Here is a 16,401-nt window from a genome sequence, read left to right as displayed (position 1 = left end):
AGCTGGGTATCTCACGAGGCGGACGACACCTGCCAAACCGGGATATCCCAGCTCTCGCTGGGATGACGGCTAAAAGCTCAGACCTTCGCCGCGTAGATCATCCGGCCGGCACCGAGCCGGGCGAACACCTGGTCGAGATCGCGCTCGCCGACCGCGAAGCAGCCCTGGCTGCGGCCGAGCATGCCGTGGGTCTCGATCATGTCTTTGTTCGCATACCAGGCCGAATGCACGACGATCGCACGGTCCAGCGCGTTGTCGTTGGTCGGATCGAGCCCGATCAGGCGCTGCGAGCGGCCATGCTTGCCGACATAATATTCGTCGGTGACGAACGCGCCCTCCGACGAGGCGTTCGAGCCGAAGCGGTTCGAGAAACGCTCCAGATACCCGGTATGCGCCGGATCCGAACCGCTGCCGTGCGCGACCAGCAACGACGTGCCGCGCCCGCTGGCGAGATCGACGAAGTGGAACCGCGGCTTGCCCGAAGGCGCCGCGAAATCGGCGATCGCGATCCGGTCGTGATGCTGGATGCGGCTGCCGTGACGGCTGAGCGACGCCATCGCCTGCCGCAGCAGGTCGGGACGAACCACCTTCGGCGACGTCACCGCGACCGTGGTGCGTGGCAGCGGTGGCTGCGACATCGGCTTCAGGTCGCGCGCCGTCAGCGGGCGGCCGAGCCGTGTCGTCGCGGAGACGGTACCCGGTACCGCCAGAGCCCCCGCCAGTACCAAACCGTTCTTCAGAAGCGCGCGTCGTTCGCGCACAAGACCTTGCTCGTCGTGCATCGATTTTCCCGAAATTGCCCCAGTTCCCGTGAACCGGGTATAGCCGATTTTCGGTGAATATTCTGCAACCATTTCCACTGGTTGTGGGTCCGTTCCCTCGAACTACCCCGGCTTGGGGTCGGTTCGTCGACTCAACTCTCGCGGCGGCACATTCCAGAGAATCGTGCGTTGGGCGAATTATCGAAACGGATCTCGAGACTCAGGTGGCAGACGGTAGGATGAGCAGGGTGGTACGATCGGTTGCGGCAATGGGGCTGGCCTTCGCGCTGTTGGCGGGCGCAAGTCCCGCTCTGGCCGCGTCTGCCGCCGCGATCGCTGCGCTGCCGATCGAGCAGGCCGCGACCGAACTTTCGCCCAACCAGTTCGTCTGGAAGGACAATGGGTCGGGCGAACCCGTCAGCATCGTCATCAGCCTGCTGGAGCAGCGCGCCTTCGTCTATCGCGGGTCGACGATGATCGCGGCGACGACCATCTCCAGCGGCAAGGACGGCAAGGACACGCCGCTCGGTACCTATCCGATCCTGCAGAAGAACGCGGTCCACAAGTCGAACCTGTATAACGATGCGTCGATGCCGTTCATGCAGCGGCTGACTTGGGACGGCATCGCGATCCACGCCGGCCGGAACCCGGGCTTCCCCGATCTGCACGGCTGCATCCGCGTGCCGCTCGGCTTTGCCAAGCAGCTGTTCGGGGTGACGACGCTGGGGACGACCGTGACGGTGACGGACGATTTCGAGGGCGGCGTTATGCCGGAGCCGCCGGTCCCGGATCAGGAAACCGCGATCGCCAATTTGCGCCAGTCGGTCTCGCTGAGCCAGTGACGTCGTAAGGCGACCGATTAACTTGGTCGGCTAAACCCGTCGTCATCCCCGCGGAGGCGGGGACCCATATCCTCAAACGGTTGTGGTCACGCCGCGAAGCCTGCCACTATGGGTTCCCGCCTGCGCGGGAATGACGGTTGGGATATCGGCCGAACCGATCCGCGTGACGGTTCAGGCCGCGATCGGGAGCCCGAACTCGACCAACCGCGCACGAAAATCCGCCGCGTCCGTGAACAGCACCGATTCGATCCCCAACGCCTGCGCCGCCGCCACGTTCGCCGCATTGTCGTCGACGAACACCGCGTCCTCCGCCGCCAGCCCGAATCGCTTCAGCGCCAGCCGATAGATCGCCGGATCCGGCTTCACCATCTTCTCCTCGCCCGACACGACCACGTCGCGGAACCGGTCGAACAGCGCTGCTTCACGCGCGCGGAAGGGTGGCCAGAACTCGTGGCTGAAGTTCGTGATCGCGAACAGCGGCACGCCGGCCGAATCGAGCTCCTCGACGATCTCGTGCATGCCTGCGATTCGCGCACCGATGCTATCGTTGAATCGCGGCCCCCAGGCGGCGATCAGCGCGGCATGCTGCGGATATAGCGCGGCCAGCTCCGCCGAGGTGTCGGCGAAGTCGCGACCAGCGTCGTGCTGGAAATGCCAGTCGATCGTCACGACGTCGCGCAGGAACGCGTCGAGCGCCCGATCGTCGTCGATCAGGCGCTCGTACAGGATCCGCGGATCCCAGTCGTAAAGGACGCGACCGACGTCGAAAATGACGGCGGTCTTCCCCTCTTCAGCAAGATAGGGGTTAGCCCTGGCGTGCCTTGAAGCGACGGTTGGTCTTGTTGATGACGTAGGTACGGCCACGACGACGGATCACGCGGTTATCGCGGTGACGATCCTTGAGCGACTTCAGGGAATTGCGGATCTTCATGATCGATTCGCTTCTTTTCAAATCTAGGTGTGCGGAAAGACGGGATCGCCTAATGGCGGGGTGTGTCCAAGTCAAGCAACGGACACGCTCCTGCCAGAAGAGGGCCTCCCATCCGGGAACCCACTCGGCTGGTCGGAGCGTTACTATAGCGCAACATTCTAAGGAAGTCCCGATGGCGGTACGTTCGATCCTGGTCCTGGCGCTGGCAGGCGCATCCCTCACCGCGTGCGCGACCGGCCCGTCGCTGCCGCCGACCGAGGTGCTGCGCTATCATCTCGGCGAACCGATCGACCGCGGGACGATCGCGGTCCAGCCGCTGACCTCCGGCGGCCCGGCCAGTATCGAGTTCAAGACCTATGCCGCCGCCGTGCAGGGCCAGTTGCTCCAGGCCGGGTACAGCGTCCCCGCACCCGGCGCGAAGCCGCTGCTCGTCGCGACCGTTGCCTTCACCCGCACCACGCAGGCTGGCCCACCCAAGCGCTCGCCGATCAGCATCGGCCTGGGCGGCGGCGGCTTCAGCGGCGGTCGTGGCGGTGGCGGCGTCGGTCTCGGCGGCGGGGTCGGCTTCCCGATCGGCGGCGGCGGGAGCACCGCGATCCTCGTCTCCGAACTGTCGGTGACGATCAAGCGCAGCGCCGACCAGTCGCCCGTCTGGGAAGGTCGCGCACAGTCGTTCGCCGACGCCCGCAAGGAGGACGCACGCACCGATATCCAGGCCACGAAGCTGGCGCGCGCCTTGTTCATGGGGTTCCCCGGCGAGTCCGGTCGCACTATTCAGGTGAAATGAACGCCGAAACATTGAGCCCAATCGCCATCAACGCAGCCTTCGATGGCGGCAACATCCGTGTTGTCGCCATCGACGGGGACCGAATCGACCTGGAGATCGTCACGGATCACCAGTCCGACTTCTTCCAGTGGTTCTATTTCCGGGTGGCGGGCGCGGCAGGCCGGACGCTGACCTATCGTATCCTCAACGCGGGTAAGTCGGCCTATCCGTTCGGCTGGCCGGGCTACAAGACCCGCGCCAGCACCGATCGCCAGGCGTGGCGGATGATCGAGACGCGGTACGCCGACGGCGTGCTCGAATTCGATTTCACCGCCGGTACCGATCTCGCCTGGTTCGCCTATTTCGCGCCCTACACGATGGAGATGCACGACGCGCTGGTGGCTCGTACCGCGCTGTTGCCGGGCGTCGCGCACCGCGAGCTCGGCCAGTCGCTCGACGGTCAGGCGATCGACTGCTTCACGATCGGCAGCGGTCCCAAGCAGGTCTGGATCTACGGGCGCCAGCATCCCGGCGAATCGATGACCGAATGGTGGATGGAAGGCGCGCTGGAGCGGCTGACCGATCTCGGCCGATCCGATCACCGCCGCGCTGCTGGCGAAGGCGACCTTCAACGTCGTCCCGAACATGAACCCGGACGGGACGCGCCGCGGTCATCTGCGCACCAACGCGATTGGCGTGAACCTCAACCGCGAATGGCATACGCCGACGCCGGAGAAGAGCCCCGAAGTCCTCTGCGTCCGCAACGCCATGGACCAGACCGGCGTCGACGTCGCGATGGATATCCACGGCGACGAGGCGATCCCCGCGAACTTCATCGCCGGGTTCGAGGGCATCGCCTCCTGGACCGACGCGCACGGCGAGAAATTCTACGAATACGGCCGCAGGCTCGCCGCGCACACGCCCGATTTCCAGACCGAGAAGGGCTATCCCAAGTCCGCGCCGGGTTCGGCGAACCTGTCGATGTCGACCAACCAGGTCGCCGAGCGCTTCGGCGCGGTGTCGATGACGCTGGAGATGCCGTTCAAGGATCACGACGCGAATCCCGATCCCGAGTTCGGCTGGTCGCCCGAGCGCTCGAAGCAGCTCGCGCATGCGATGCTCGAGACGCTCGCTGACATGATCGACGATATTTAGAACAATCTCAATGGGTTGGCTGAAGATTGCTGAGGCCGCCCATGAGACAAAAGATCATGCGTTGGCCTAACCCTGCCTAACCTTCTTTTTACAGGAGCCCGAATGCCGACCCTAGTCCTGATCCGCCACGGCCAGTCCACCTGGAACCTCGAGAACCGCTTCACCGGCTGGTGGGACGTCGACATGACCGCAAAGGGCGAGGCCGAGGCCAAGGCCGCGGGCGAGCTGATGGCCGCCAAGGGCCTCGATTTCGACCAGACCTTCGTCAGCCTCCAGACGCGGGCGATCAAGACGCTCAACATCGCGCTCGAGGCGATGGGCCGGCTCTGGCTCCCGGTCGAGAAGGACTGGCGCCTGAACGAGCGGCACTATGGTGGCCTCACCGGACTCGACAAGGCGGAGACCGCGGCCAAGCACGGCGACGCGCAGGTCCACACTTGGCGCCGCAGCTTCGACGTCCCGCCCCCGTGCTGGAGGACGGCAGCGCGTTCGACCTGTCGAAGGACCGCCGCTACGACGGCATCGCGATCCCCAAGACCGAGAGCCTCAAGGACACGATCGCCCGCGTACTCCCATACTGGGACGAGCGCATCGCCCCCGCGCTGAAGGACGGCCAGCGCATCCTGATCTCCGCCCACGGCAACTCGCTCCGCGCGCTGGTCAAGCACCTGTCGAACATCCCCGACGACGAGATCACGAGCCTGGAGATCCCGACCGGTCAGCCGATCGTCTACGAACTCGACGCCGACCTGACCGCCACCGACCGCTACTACCTCAGCGAGCGCTGACGCCACCGGCCCTACTCCCCCCTGGAAGGAGGGGCCGGGGGTGGGTAGGCCAGTTGGCGGATGTCGTGGTCACCAAGCAGCCAACCCACCCCAACCCCTCCCTTCCAGGGAGGGAGCAGTTCACCAACAACATTGCCCTAACCCCCGCCCATCGCTAGGCACGGCGCTCCTTTGATCCGGGGACGGAAATGGCTCTAGTCGGCATCATCATGGGCAGCACTTCCGATTGGGAGACGATGCGCCACGCCGCCGAGACGCTCGACGCGCTCAACGTCGCGTATGAGACCAAGGTCGTCTCCGCCCACCGCACCCCGCAACGCCTCTATGACTATGCGACCAGCGCGGCCGATCGCGGCCTGAAAGTCGTGATCGCAGGCGCGGGCGGCGCGGCGCACCTCCCCGGCATGGCCGCCTCGATGACGCATCTCCCGGTGCTCGGCGTCCCCGTCGAATCGAAGGCGCTGAAGGGCATGGATAGCCTGCTCTCGATCGTCCAGATGCCCGGCGGCATCCCGGTCGGCACGCTGGCGATCGGCAAGCCCGGCGCGATCAACGCCGGCTTGCTTGCGGCGGCCATCCTCGCGACGTCCGACGATGCTCTTGCCGAGCGCTTGAAAGCCTGGCGCGCCGCGCAAACCGACGCCGTCGCCACCGACCCCGCCTGAAAGACGATAGCATGACGCCGCTTCCCCCCGGATCGACCATCGGCATCCTCGGCGGAGGCCAGCTCGGCCGCATGCTCGCCACCGCCGCGGCGCAGCTCGGCTATCACACCCACGTGCTCTCGCCCGACCAAGAGAGCGTCGCCGCGCAGTCCGCCTCGACGATGACGCGCGCCGACTATCACAACCGCATCGTGCTCGCCGACTTCGCCGATGCCTGCGACGTCGTGACCTACGAGTTCGAGAATATCGACGTCGACCCGGTCGAATGGCTCGCCGACCGCGTCCCCGTCCATCCGAGCCCGCGCGCGCTCCGCGTCGCTCAGGAGCGGATCGGCGAGAAACGCTTCGTGGAGAGCGTCGGCGGCCGCCCGGCGCCCTGGGCCGCAGTCGACAGCCTCGAAAGCCTGCAGGCGGGCCTCAAGGCGATCGGCACCCCCGCCATCCTCAAGACCGCCCGGTTCGGCTATGACGGCAAAGGCCAGGTCAAGATCGACGCTCCGGACGGCGCACAAGCCGCCTGGGACACGATCGGCGGCCCCGCGGTCCTCGAAGCCTTCGTCCCCTTCGAACATGAATTCTCGATCCTGATCGCGCGCGGCCACGACGGGCGCACGGCACGATATGATTCGCCGCTCAACGCCCACCGCGACGCGATCCTCCGCCATTCCACCGTCCCCGCACCCGCCGCAGTCCTGGCCCAAGCCGACGAAGCCGCAGCGCTCGCCGAACGGATCGCGGCCGAACTCGACTATGTCGGCGTGCTGGCCTGCGAGTTCTTCGTCGGCGCCGACGGCCCGGTCTTCAACGAGATGGCGCCCCGCGTGCACAATTCCGGGCATTGGACGATCGAAGGCGCGGAGTGCTCGCAATTCGAAAACCACATCCGCGCGATCTGCGGATTGCCACTAGGTGCGACGACGCTGACCGGTCGTGAAGCGACGATGGAGAACCTGATCGGCGACGATGCCGACCGCTGGGCGGAGCTGCTCGGCGAGCCCGGCGCGCACCTCCACCTGTACGGCAAGGGCACTGCGCGGCCGGGGCGGAAAATGGGTCACGTCACCCGCATCCGCCGCTAACGGACCGCGCCGGGGTGCTAGCGCGCCGTTCGTCCTGAGTAGCCCTCGAGTAGTCGCCGTAGGCGGCGTATCGAAGGACAGGTTGGCGCGCGGAACCCATGCTTCGATACGCGCCCTCGATACGCTGCTGACGCAGCTACTCGGTCTCTACTCAGCACGAACGGCAGTGGGGAAAAATGGTGCCCGGAGACGGGGTCGAACCGCCGACACTGCGATTTTCAGTCGCATGCTCTACCAACTGAGCTATCCGGGCACGTCCGGTCTGGGACCGGAGAAGCGTCCGACCTTGCGATCGGAAGGGCGCGTTTAGTCGGGGTCTTCGGCGCTGTCCAGCCCCGTTTGCGAGATTGGCCGCCCGGGAATGCGATAGCCTTCGCCGAGCCACTGCAACAGGTCGCGGTCGCGGTGGCGGCTCGAGCAGAACGGCTTGTATTCAGGCACGGCAGGCTGGTCGCAGATCGGGCATTTGACGGTTGTCATCGGGCGCTCTCCAGTTCGTGGACGACGCCTGTACGGCGCGCGAGTTCCGCAAGCCACGCCCGACGCGCCATCAGGCAGGCATGGACGCTGGCCGGCAAGGTGTGGCGGCGCGAGGCGGTCGGCGGCGTGCGTTCGAGCGTGCGGAGCGTCGCGCGGGTCGCGGCGCCGACCGGATCGCTGCGGAGGATCTCGGGGATCGACGCGCGGGGGCGGGGCGGACGATCTGTAGGAAGCCGAAGCCGTTCATCGCGGTGCGCTCGAACGGCTGCGGCAATGATTCGTCGATCGCGGCAGCGACGGCGTTGCGCTGAGCCTTGCCCTGCAACGTCGGGAAATCGATGCCGATCGAACCACCGATCCCATGTCGACGAAGTGCGCGGGCGACGGCATGCGCGGCGGCAATCGCGAGCGCGTCGAGCGGAGGCGCGCCGTCGACATCGAACAACGTCATCGCCGGCGTCGGCGACAGGCGGAGCGCGCCGAGCGGGAAGACGATCTCGCCGCTGGTCGCTTCGTCGAGGAGTTCGGACCAGCCCGCCGCCTCCAGCGCGTCGGGTTCGTGCGTGCGGGGGCTGCGGACGTGCAGGCCGGTCGCTACGAGGCGTTCGTACAGCGTCGGCGCCGGGCGGGGCGGCAGATCGCTGGGAACGGCCTTGGCGAGCTTCGCGCGGCCGGCTTCGGGGAGGGCCTCCCGGACGATCTCGACGGTCAGGCTCGCACCTTGCGTGATGCCCGGGGAGATGGTTGATCAACGCCTCGCCGCCATCGAGCGCGACGCGACCACGGCGGCCGGGCAAGAGCTCGACCAGCCGCGCGCGGGCGATCATGCCGACCCTGAGCGCGTCACTGTCGAGTTCGATCGCGGCTTCGATAATCCGATCGTCGTCCACCAGCGCGGCGCGCGCTTCGCCGATACCGGCTTCGTAGAGCCATTCAGGCCCCGCATCAGGCAAGCGCGACGCCAGCCGTTTTCAGCAATGCGCGCGTTTCGAACAGCGGCAGGCCGACGACACCCGAATGGCTGCCCGACAGGAAGCGGACGAACGCCTCCGCGCGGCCCTGGATCGCGTAGCCGCCGGCCTTGCCCAGGCCTTCGCCGCACGCGAGATAGTCGTCGATCTCGGCGGGGGAGAGCGGCTTGAACGCGACGATCGTGTCGGCGATCCGGGTGCGGACCTTGCCGGTCGCGTCGATCACGCAGACCGCGGACAGGCAATGGTGGCGACGGCCCGACAGCTTGCCGAGCAGGTCGCGCTGGATTTCCAGCGTGTCGGCGGGCGGCAGGATACGGCTGCCGAGCGCGATCGTCGTATCGCCGGCGAGCACGATCTCACCCTCGGCGCGCGCGACGGCACTGGCCTTCTCGATGGCGAGGCGAAGCGCGTAGGCGCGCGGCGGTTCGGCCTTTCGCGGGCTCTCATCGATGTCGGGAGATTCCACGCGCGACGGCACGACGCCGAGCCGCGCGAGCAGATCGCGGCGGCGGGGCGAGGAAGAGGCCAGGACCAGCATTGGTGCCTCGTTATAGAAGCGGTGAGCGCCTAGACGCCCACGGGCTTATTTGAAGCGGTAGGTGATGCGACCCTTGGTCAGATCGTACGGCGTGAGTTCGCACAGCACCTCGTCGCCGACCAGCACGCGGATGCGGTTCTTGCGCATCTTGCCGGCGGTGTGACCGAGAATCTCGTGGTCGTTTTCGAGCTGAACCCGGAACATCGCGTTGGGGAGGAGTTCCACCACGCGGCCGCGCATCTCGAGCAGTTCTTCCTTGGCCAAATATAATCTCTGAATTGGGGAATTTCGGGACGAGCGCCCTTACCGCAGGTTCGCGAAAAGGAAAGCACGGCCGAAGCGCGGTCAAAGGCGTCATGCCCGTGGCCGTTGATCGAGACGTAGATATCGTCGTCCGACATGATGGAAACAAGGGCGCGATGCTGCGCTCCGTCATCCTGACGAAAGTCAGGACCCAGAGCCACGACACGCTGTCCTTTGCCGCCCTGGGTCCTGACTTTCGTCAGGATGACGGGCGTTGGCTCGATCACGGCATTCACGCGCGTTCACAGCAAGTTCGGCTGATGCGCCGTCGCCTCGCGCGCGGCGCGCCGGAAGGCGGCGCGGTCGACGTTGGGGATGCGCGGCCGCTTGCCCTGGAACAGGTCGGCGAGCGTGAGGATCTGGAGCTTGGGAAACGTCTCGTCGACGCCGGCGCGATAGATGCCGACTGCGGCGGCACGGCGCTCCATCTCGCGGGTGGGCTTGGCGTTCATGATCAGGATGCCGATCGGCGCCTTTTCGCGCGCGATCGTCGCCGCGAGCGTCTCGACCATCGCGTTGTCGGGGTTGAGCCCGCCCTTCACCGACACGATCGCGCGGTGCGTGACCATCTTGCCCGACACGGGATCATGGTCGTTGAAATAGATCAGCCCGTCGATCCCGCCATCCGCGCCCTTTTTCTTGCCACCGAACGGCAGCGCGTCGACCATCGACACCGCCCACCATTGGAACTGGTATTTGTCACGCAGGGCGAGGTCGCACGCCGAGGCGAGATCCTTGGGCGTGCCCTCGACGGTGAAGGTGACGGCGGGAAACGCATCCTTCATGCGCTTCTCGATCAGCGAGATGGCGAGATGCGTGACGTCGATCCCGATCCATTGCCGCTTGAGCTTTTCCGCCGCGTGCACCGCAGTGCCGCAGCCGCAGAACAGGTCGAGCACGACGTCGCCCTCGTTGGACGACGCCGCGATGATCCGTTCGAGCAAAGCCGAGGGCTTTTGCGTCGGATACCCTAGACGCTCCTTGGACGACGCGTTGATGATCGGGATATCCCACCAGTCGCCGAGCCTGACCCCGTCGGCGAGATAGATGCGATAGGGTTCGGCATTCTTGCGCTTCTGCCAGCGAAACCAGCGTCCATCGTCGTCCTGTCGGTAGTGCGAGTCCTTCTTGCCCGACGTCTCGCCATACGGGATGCGGATATCGTTGAAGCGGCGCTGGTCGGTCTTGCCGTAGAATAGCAGCGTGTCATGCAACCGCTGAAACCGGTTGCTGGCCGCGGTATAGCGCCGATAGCACCAGATGATCTCGTTCGCGATCTGGCGTTTGCCGAAGATCGCGTCGAGCAACAGCTTCAGGTAATGGCTCGCGGTCGGATCGCAGTGGAGATACAGGCTGCCGGTCGGCTTCAGCACGCGGTGCAGCTCGAGCAGGCGGACCGCCATCATCGCCAGATACGCCATCATGTCGTTGTCGCCGAGAAACCCGCGCATCGCGTTGAGCAGGTCGAACGCCTTGGTGTTGCCGCTCCGCGCGACCTGGTCGAAGGCGTCCTCGGCGGTGTCGTTCCAGTGCCAGGTGTCCTCGAACGCCTCGATCTGCGCATTCGAGGATTTGCCGTCGGGTTCCTTGAACAGGATGCCGTAATTGGCGTTCGAATTGAACGGCGGATCGAGATAGATCAGGTCGACGCTCTCGTCGGCGATCTCCTTGCGGAGGACGGCGAGGTTGTCGCCGTAGAAGAGGTGGTTTTCAGGACGGTTTCGCATCCGTGGACGATGCGGGGGCGGCGGCGCGCTCGTCCAAGCCAGATGCATCCTACGGCGGGAAATCAGCTCCGTTCCGGAGCTTTCGCGCGGGCACCGCCGGCGACGCGACCGTCGTCCCGATGCCCTTATGGGCTCGGGACGACGGATCGTTTCCCTGCGGTTACCCTACGCCGCTGCCTGCCAACGCGGCGAGCAACAGCAATGCGACGATGTTGGTGATCTTGATCATCGGATTCACCGCGGGGCCCGCGGTGTCCTTGTAGGGATCGCCGACCGTGTCGCCGGTGATCGCAGCCTTGTGCGCCTCGGATCCCTTGCCGCCGTGATGGCCGTCCTCGATGTATTTCTTCGCATTGTCCCAAGCGCCGCCGCCGCTCGTCATCGAGATCGCGACGAACAGCCCGGAGACGATCACGCCGAGCAGCATCGCGCCGAGTGCAGCGAAACCGGCGGCCTGGCCGGCGACCGCGGTGATGATGAAATACACGGCGAGCGGCGACAGCACCGGCAGCAGCGAGGGCACGATCATCTCGCGGATCGCCGCCTTGGTCACGAGGTCGACCGTGCGCGCATAGTTCGGGCGACTGGTGCCCAGCATGATGCCGGGATTGTTGCGGAACTGCTCGCGGACCTCCTCGACGACCGCGCCGGCCGCGCGACCGACCGCGGTCATGCCGAACGCGCCGAACAGATACGGGAGCAGCGCGCCGAGCAGCAGGCCGACGATGACGTACGGATTGGAGAGGCTGAAATCGACCGTGACGTCGGGGAAATAGGTCGCGAGATCGGTGGTGTACGCGCCGAACAGCACGAGCGCGGCCAACCCCGCTGAGCCGATCGCATAGCCCTTGGTGACCGCCTTGGTGGTGTTGCCGACCGCATCGAGCGCATCGGTGCGCTGGCGAACGTCGTCGGGCAGGCCGGCCATCTCGGCGATCCCGCCAGCATTGTCGGTCACCGGGCCATACGCATCGAGCGCGACGACCATCCCGGCCTGCGCGAGCATCGCGGTGGCGGCAAAGGCGATGCCGATGATCCCGGCGAGCTGGTACGCGACGATCACCGCGACGACGATCACGAGCGTCGGCAGCGCGGTCGATTCGAGACTGATCGCCAGGCCCTGGATGACGTTGGTGCCGTGGCCGGTCTCCGACGCCTTGGCGATCGACTGGACCGGGCGGTGGTTGGTGCCGGTGTAATATTCGGTGATCCACACGATCAGCCCGGTGACGACCAGCCCGATCATCATCGACCAGAACAGGTCCATGCCGGTAAAGCTCTGCGTCAGCGACGGTGCGGCCTGCGTGGTCAGGTCGTCGGTGGCGGGATCAAGGAAGCCGGCACCGCCGATCACGCGGTGGAGGTCGCCGAGCACATATTGCGTGGCGAGGTAGATCGCCGGGATCGACAGGACCGTCGAGGTGAAGAAGCCCTTATAGAGCGCGCCCATGATCGAGCCCTTGCCGAGCCGGACCATGTACGTGCCGATGATCGAGGTGACGATGCACACCCCGCCGACGAGCAACGGGAGGGTCATCAGCCGCATGAGCTCGGCGCCGCTCGCCTGGATCAGCAGCGCAATCGAGATCATCGTCACGCCCAATGTGACGACATAGGTTTCGAACAGATCGGCGGCCATGCCCGCGCAATCGCCGACATTGTCGCCGACATTGTCCGCGATCACGGCCGGGTTGCGGGGGTCGTCCTCGGGGATGCCGGCCTCGACCTTGCCGACCAGATCCGCGCCGACGTCCGCCGCCTTGGTGAAGATGCCGCCGCCCAATCGCGCGAAGATCGAGATCAGCGACGCGCCGAATGCGAGGGCTGTGAGCGCCTCGACGATGATCCGGTCGTTGGGGGCGTGGCCTGCGGGTCCCGTGAGGTACCAGAAGAACGCGCTGATCGCGAGCAGCCCCAGACCCGCCACGAGCATGCCGGTGACCGCGCCGGAGCGGAACGCCATCGTCAGCCCGGCCTGCAACGACGTCCGCGCGGCCTCGGCAGTGCGGACGTTGGCGCGGACCGATATGTTCATGCCGACATAGCCCGCGACGCCCGACAGGACCGCGCCGATGACGAAGCCAATCGTCGAGATCATGCCGAGCGTGAAGAGGAGGATCGCCGCGACGATGACGCCGACGATCGCGATGGTGGTATATTGCCGCCCGAGATAGGCCTTCGCGCCTTCCTGGATGGCGGCCGCGATGTCCTGCATCTTCTCATTGCCGGGGACGCGGCGAGCACCTGTCGACTGGTGACAAAGCCGTACAAGACGGCGATGACGCCGCAGATCATGGCCAAATAGACGATCGTCATACGGCGCTATCCCTCTTTTCAGGTCCTCTCCGGTCCCGACTTTGCCGAGTCCCGATGCAGGGAACCTATCAGTGCAGGGGCATTGCGCAAGTTATCCGCGCGGCGCGTGCTCATACCCTAGACTTGGCGGGAGCGGGACGGGCTTGCCCGAGTCGTGGAGCGTGAGCCCGGAGCCGGTCGAGAACGTACCGATCCGAGCGGCGTCGGTGACGAAATCTTGCGGTGCAGCGAAGAGGAGCTGATAGTCGTCGCCGGCCGTCGCCGCGGCCAGCCGGTCGCCGGCAAAGGCGCGGTAGGCGTCGGAGAGCGGAATGCGGGCAAGGTCGATCGTGACCGCGACGCCGCTGGCGCGCGCCATGCGGGCGGCGTCGATAAGCAGGCCATCGGATACGTCCATCATCGCGTGGACCTGGGGGCCGAGGATGCGGCCGTCCGCCAGGCGGGGTTGCGGGCGGCGGTAGGCGGCGAGCAACGCCGGCGGACCGTCCTTGCCTAGCGCGATCGCGAGTCCCGCGCCTGCGTCGCCGATCGTACCGGTGACATAGAGCGCATCGCCTCCTCGCGCGCCGTTGCGGGCAGGGGCGGCAGCGTCGCTTCCGAATGCGGTGACGGTGAGGATCCGCGGTGCGTTCGGCGGGAGCGTGACGGTGTCGCCGCCGATGATCCTCGTGTCGAAACTGGTCAGGACGTCGGCAAGACCTTCGAGGAACGCCCGGTCCCATGCGTCATCGCCGAGCGGGTAGTTGAGGAGGATACCCTCGGGCTTCGCGCCCTTGGCGGCGAGATCGGAGAGGTTGGTCGCGACCAGTTTCCACGCGACGTCCTGCGCGGGGTCGGTTTGGAGGAAATGGACGCCCTCAACGAGGGTGTCGGTCGTGACGACGAGCGGGCCAGAGTCCAGCAGCGCGGTGTCGTCGTTGAGGCCCCGCGCGGCCGGATGAAGCGGGAGCTTGCGAAGGGCAGCAATGAACTCGGCTTCAGTCACTCTACTGCTCCTCTCCCCTCCGGGGAGAGGGCTGGGGTGAGGGGCCGTTTCAGGCGCCGCACTGCTTGGCAGCCCTCACCCCGACCCTCTCCCCGGCGGGGAGAGGAGTTCGTCAGGCGCGCACTTCCTTGGCGATCCCGTCGAGCAACCCGTTCACGAAGCCCGATTCCCGCTTGTCGTAGAACGCATGCGCCACGTCGACATATTCGCTGATCACCGCGGCGACCGGCACGTCCTTGCGCGCCAGCAGTTCATACGTGCCGACACGGATGATCGCCTTCATCGGCTTGTCGAGGCGTGCCAGCGTCCAGCCCTTGGCCAGCTTGCCCTCGATCAGCACGTCGATCTCGCCGGCGCGGGCGTTCGCACCGGTCACGAGGTCGTCGAAGAAATCGACATCGGCCTCGGCATATTCGACATCTTCGATCGTCGCGCCGAGCCGGTGCTGGTGGAATTCGTTGAGCAGGACGGGCATCGCGGTGCCCTCCATCTCGTGCTGGTAGGTCGCCTGGACGGCGGCGAGGCGAGCGGCGGCACGCGCCTTGGTGCGGGGGCGGTTCGAGTCATAAGCGGTTGCCTGTAGGCGCGGGGGCTGTGTGTCAGCCCTTTGCGTTTTTGGGCGCTTTGGCAGAGAAGATTGGTTCGCGCAGAGGCGCAGAGAGCACGGAGCTGTATCGCTCGCCGCGGAGCGGCCTCCCATTACCGTTCAATGAGGAGATCGAAGCGGCTACGCCGCGCTCTCTGCGCCTCTGCGCGAACAATCTAACTGTTGAGCCGCAACCGCAAAGCCACCGATTTTGCGTGCGCAGGGAGCCCCTCGGCGTTGGCGAGCGCGACAGTGGCCGGTCCGAGTTCGCGCAACGCCGCTTCGTCGAGCGCGAGGAAGCTGGTGCGCTTCATGAAGTCGAGCACCGACAGTCCGCTGGCAAACCGCGCCCGACGGCCAGTGGGGAGGACGTGGTTCGGGCCGGCGACGTAATCGCCGATCGCTTCGGGGTGTAGCGGCCGAGGAACACCGACCCGGCGTGGCGGATGCGGTCGAAGAATCGCTGGGGGTCGGGGATCGCCAACTGGAGATGCTCGGCAGCGAGACGGTCGACCAGCGGGATCGCATCGGCGAGCGTGTCGACGACGATGATCGCACCGTTGGTGTCCCACGCGACGCGCGCGACCGCTTCGGTGGCGAGGTCGCGCAACTGGCGGTCGACGGCGTCCGCGACCTTGTCGGCGAAGGCTGCGTCGTCGGTGAACAGGATCGACTGCGTGGTCACGTCGTGCTCGGCCTGGCTGAGCAGGTCGGCTGCAGTCCATTCGGGGTCGTTGAGCGCGTCCGCGACGACGACGATTTCCGAGGGGCCCGCGACCATGTCGATGCCGACGACGCCGTAGACCTGGCGCTTGGCTTCGGCGACCCACGCGTTGCCGGGGCCGGTGATGACGTCGACCGGTTCGATCCGGCCTGCGCCGTACGCGAGCGCCGCGACCGCCTGTGCACCACCCACGCGCCACACTTCGTCGACACCGGCGAGGTGCGCGGCGGCGAGGACCAGCGGGTTGATCTGGCCGTCGGGGGTCGGCGTGACCATCGCGAGGCGACCGACGCCCGCGACCTTGGCGGGGATCGCGTTCATTAGCAGCGACGAGGGGTAGGCGGCACGTCCACCGGGAACGTAGATGCCGGCGGCGTCTACGGGGAGCCAGCGTGCGCCGAGTCTCACGCCTTCGGAGTCGACCGAGTCGCTGTCGAGCGGCCGCTGTTTTTCGTGATACGCGCGGATGCGGGTCGCGGCGAGTTCGAGCGCGGTGCGCAGGTCCGGGTCGAGTGCATCGAACGCGGCCTTGCAGTCGGCGGCGTCGATCTGCCAGCCGGTGGTTTCGAGGTCGTGGCGATCGTGTTTCTGCGTCAGGTCGCGGAGTGCGGTTTCGCCGTCGCGACGGACCGCGGCGATGATCGCGGCGACGTCCTGTGTGACGCCTGCGTCGGATTCGCGACGATCCTCGACGAGCGCGGTGAAGCGCGTCGCGAAGTCCGCGTCGGTGGTGGAGAGGCGAATCACATTCCCTCCCGCTTGCGGGAGGGGTTAGGGAGGG

Annotated in this window: 13 protein-coding genes, 1 tRNA gene and 5 pseudogenes; 6 read left to right on the top strand and 13 right to left on the bottom strand. The window is 66.4% G+C overall.

The features are described from left to right. Window positions 1-77 precede the first annotated feature (77 nt). Window positions 78-782 (bottom strand): murein L,D-transpeptidase catalytic domain family protein, encoded by a 705-nt coding sequence (locus AC0IX7_RS14460; protein WP_471812527.1) that lies wholly within the window; start codon window positions 780-782, stop codon window positions 78-80. Between the two features lie 203 nt (window positions 783-985). Between AC0IX7_RS14460 and AC0IX7_RS14455 the strand changes: the two genes are divergently transcribed. Continuing rightward, window positions 986-1,603, top strand: coding sequence for a L,D-transpeptidase family protein (locus AC0IX7_RS14455; protein ID WP_471812525.1), 618 nt, complete (start codon window positions 986-988; stop codon window positions 1,601-1,603). Between the two features lie 171 nt (window positions 1,604-1,774). Here the strand turns inward: AC0IX7_RS14455 and AC0IX7_RS14450 are convergent, their stop codons facing one another. Both AC0IX7_RS14450 and ykgO read right to left on the bottom strand, forming a co-directional pair. Further along, complete coding sequence (locus AC0IX7_RS14450; RefSeq protein WP_471813887.1) at window positions 1,775-2,374, bottom strand: HAD-IA family hydrolase; 600 nt, start codon at window positions 2,372-2,374, stop codon at window positions 1,775-1,777. 34 nt (window positions 2,375-2,408) lie between these two features. After that, window positions 2,409-2,534 (bottom strand): type B 50S ribosomal protein L36, encoded by a 126-nt coding sequence (ykgO, locus tag AC0IX7_RS14445; protein ID WP_003046794.1) that lies wholly within the window; start codon window positions 2,532-2,534, stop codon window positions 2,409-2,411. A gap of 172 nt (window positions 2,535-2,706) precedes the next feature. Here ykgO and AC0IX7_RS14440 point away from each other — a divergent pair, with 172 nt between their 5' ends. From AC0IX7_RS14440 to AC0IX7_RS14420, 5 genes and pseudogenes are all read left to right on the top strand, one after another. Further along, window positions 2,707-3,321: a DUF4136 domain-containing protein gene (locus AC0IX7_RS14440; protein WP_471812523.1), complete on the top strand. Its 615-nt coding sequence runs from the start codon at window positions 2,707-2,709 to the stop codon at window positions 3,319-3,321. Then, window positions 3,318-4,455 (top strand): annotated as a pseudogene (locus AC0IX7_RS14435) (M14 family metallopeptidase). The gene AC0IX7_RS14440 and the pseudogene AC0IX7_RS14435 overlap by 4 nt, the downstream one beginning before the upstream one ends. 102 nt (window positions 4,456-4,557) lie before the next feature. Beyond that, window positions 4,558-5,243 (top strand): annotated as a pseudogene (gene gpmA / locus AC0IX7_RS14430) (2,3-diphosphoglycerate-dependent phosphoglycerate mutase). Between the two features lie 188 nt (window positions 5,244-5,431). Further along, complete coding sequence (purE, locus tag AC0IX7_RS14425) at window positions 5,432-5,908, top strand: 5-(carboxyamino)imidazole ribonucleotide mutase (protein WP_471812521.1); 477 nt, start codon at window positions 5,432-5,434, stop codon at window positions 5,906-5,908. Window positions 5,909-5,919: 11 nt separating this feature from the next. Then, window positions 5,920-6,987, top strand: coding sequence for a 5-(carboxyamino)imidazole ribonucleotide synthase (locus AC0IX7_RS14420; protein WP_471812519.1), 1,068 nt, complete (start codon window positions 5,920-5,922; stop codon window positions 6,985-6,987). A gap of 177 nt (window positions 6,988-7,164) precedes the next feature. Here the strand turns inward: AC0IX7_RS14420 and AC0IX7_RS14415 are convergent. The 10 genes and pseudogenes from AC0IX7_RS14415 to hisD all read right to left on the bottom strand — a co-directional run bounded on the left by AC0IX7_RS14415 (window position 7,165) and on the right by hisD (window position 16,367). Beyond that, window positions 7,165-7,240: transfer RNA gene (locus AC0IX7_RS14415), tRNA-Phe, on the bottom strand. A gap of 53 nt (window positions 7,241-7,293) precedes the next feature. Next, window positions 7,294-7,467: a DNA gyrase inhibitor YacG gene (locus tag AC0IX7_RS14410; protein ID WP_254687465.1), complete on the bottom strand. Its 174-nt coding sequence runs from the start codon at window positions 7,465-7,467 to the stop codon at window positions 7,294-7,296. After that, window positions 7,464-8,420 (bottom strand): annotated as a pseudogene (locus tag AC0IX7_RS14405) (ribonuclease). Before AC0IX7_RS14405 ends, AC0IX7_RS14410 begins: the two are co-directional and overlap by 4 nt. Then, complete coding sequence (locus AC0IX7_RS14400; RefSeq protein ID WP_056063873.1) at window positions 8,413-8,979, bottom strand: Maf family protein; 567 nt, start codon at window positions 8,977-8,979, stop codon at window positions 8,413-8,415. Before AC0IX7_RS14400 ends, AC0IX7_RS14405 begins: the two are co-directional and overlap by 8 nt. 45 nt (window positions 8,980-9,024) lie before the next feature. Continuing rightward, window positions 9,025-9,243 carry a translation initiation factor IF-1 gene (infA, locus tag AC0IX7_RS14395; protein WP_031441079.1) on the bottom strand — a complete coding sequence of 73 codons (219 nt, stop codon included), beginning with the start codon at window positions 9,241-9,243 and terminating at the stop codon, window positions 9,025-9,027. A gap of 281 nt (window positions 9,244-9,524) precedes the next feature. Continuing rightward, entirely contained in the window at window positions 9,525-11,009 is a 1,485-nt protein-coding gene (locus AC0IX7_RS14390; protein WP_471812516.1) for a DNA-methyltransferase, read from the bottom strand. Between the two features lie 160 nt (window positions 11,010-11,169). Further along, on the bottom strand, window positions 11,170-13,224 hold the full coding sequence (locus AC0IX7_RS14385) for a sodium-translocating pyrophosphatase (protein WP_471812514.1): 2,055 nt from the start codon (window positions 13,222-13,224) through the stop codon (window positions 11,170-11,172). Window positions 13,225-13,416: 192 nt separating this feature from the next. Next, a complete protein-coding gene (gene thiL, locus AC0IX7_RS14380) occupies window positions 13,417-14,310 on the bottom strand; it encodes a thiamine-phosphate kinase (protein ID WP_471812512.1) in 894 nt (297 codons plus the stop codon). Between the two features lie 112 nt (window positions 14,311-14,422). Next, window positions 14,423-14,860 (bottom strand): annotated as a pseudogene (gene nusB, locus AC0IX7_RS14375) (transcription antitermination factor NusB); the annotation flags it as partial. 212 nt (window positions 14,861-15,072) lie between these two features. After that, a pseudogene (hisD, locus tag AC0IX7_RS14370) lies at window positions 15,073-16,367 on the bottom strand (histidinol dehydrogenase). Between the last annotated feature and the right edge of the window lie 34 nt (window positions 16,368-16,401).

It is taken from the genome of Sphingomonas sp. AC411, from assembly GCF_979253035.1.
The sequence above is the reverse complement of the archived record's forward strand: the minus strand, read 5'-3'. Positions and strand labels throughout refer to the sequence as shown.